Here is a 1116-nt window from a genome sequence, read left to right on the forward strand (position 1 = left end):
CTAGTGGCCCGTGTTTGAAGTAGTTGGGCGATGGGCTTTGCTGAGGATCTGATCAGCGGTTTTGGTCCAGACGAACGGATGCGCGCGTGGGTTCCATCCGTTGATGAAGGCGCGGATGGCGGTGGTCAGGTCGCGGACGCTACCGAAGGTGCCGCGGTGGATCGCTTGGCGTTCGATGATCCCGAACCAGACCTCCACCAGATTCATCCAGGATGCCGACGTGGGTGTGAAGTGCACGTGGATGCGTGGATTCTCCGCCAACCAGTCGCGAACCTCCTGCTTCTTGTGGGCGGCGTAGTTGTCCATGACCAGGTGCAAATCCCGGTCGGGATAGGAGCGGGCGAGGTATTTGAGGAACGCGAGGAATTCCTGGTGTCGGTGCCGTGGCTTGCAGACCCCGGTGACCGTGCCGGTCGCGATCTCGAGGGCAGCGAACAACGTGGTGGTGCCGTGACGGACGTAGTCGTGGGTGTGCCGATGCGGAACCCCGATCTGCATCGGCAGCGTGGGTGCGGTCCGGTCCAATGCCTGGATCTGACTTTTCTCGTCGACACAGAGCACGATCGCGTTCTGCGGTGGCTCGAGGTAGAGCCCGACGATGTCGGTGACCTTGGCGACCAGTTCCGGGTCGGTGGAGAATTTGAACGTTTCGGCCCGCCACGGTTGCACCCCGTGTTCGCGCCATACCCGCGCGACGGTCCCGTACCCGATACCGAGATGATCGGCCAACAACCGTGAACTCCAATGCGTGACACCGTATTTCTTCGGTGGAGGCATCAACGTTGTGGTGATCAGTTTATCTCGGTCGAGTACCCGCGGGCGACCGGATCGGTGCTCGTCGTGCAGACCGGCGATCCCGAGTGTTTCGTACCGGGTGCGCCAGTTGATCACCGTCTGCCGCGAGATCGAAAACCGCCGCCCGATCTCGGTGTGCGCTACTCCGTCGGCCACCAACAACACGATCCGCGCCCGCTGCACCAGACCGGCCTTCGTCGTGGACGACCGCACCCACCGTTCGAGCAGATCGCGGTCGTCGTCGGGCAGATTCAAGGGTGCAGCTCGCATAACCCATTCAACCAACATCACCGCCCAACCACTTCAGGCGCGCCGCACTAG

The 1116-nt window shown here is 62.3% G+C and carries 1 protein-coding gene; it reads right to left on the reverse strand.

Features of this window, described 5'->3' with window-relative positions:
• Entirely contained in the window at positions 1–1065 is a 1065-nt protein-coding gene (locus tag MB1_RS24765) for an IS630 family transposase (RefSeq protein WP_066913781.1), read from the reverse strand.
• Positions 1066–1116 lie beyond the last annotated feature (51 nt).

Origin of the sequence: Millisia brevis NBRC 105863 (assembly GCF_001552615.1) — a bacterium.
GTDB lineage: Bacteria > Actinomycetota > Actinomycetes > Mycobacteriales > Mycobacteriaceae > Millisia > Millisia brevis.

Bases quoted from the DNA above. Each gene is read 5' to 3' on its own strand.
- MB1_RS24765 (WP_066913781.1), bottom strand. From the start codon at position 1,065: ATGCGAGCTGCACCCTTGAATCTGCCCGACGACGACCGCGATCTGCTC.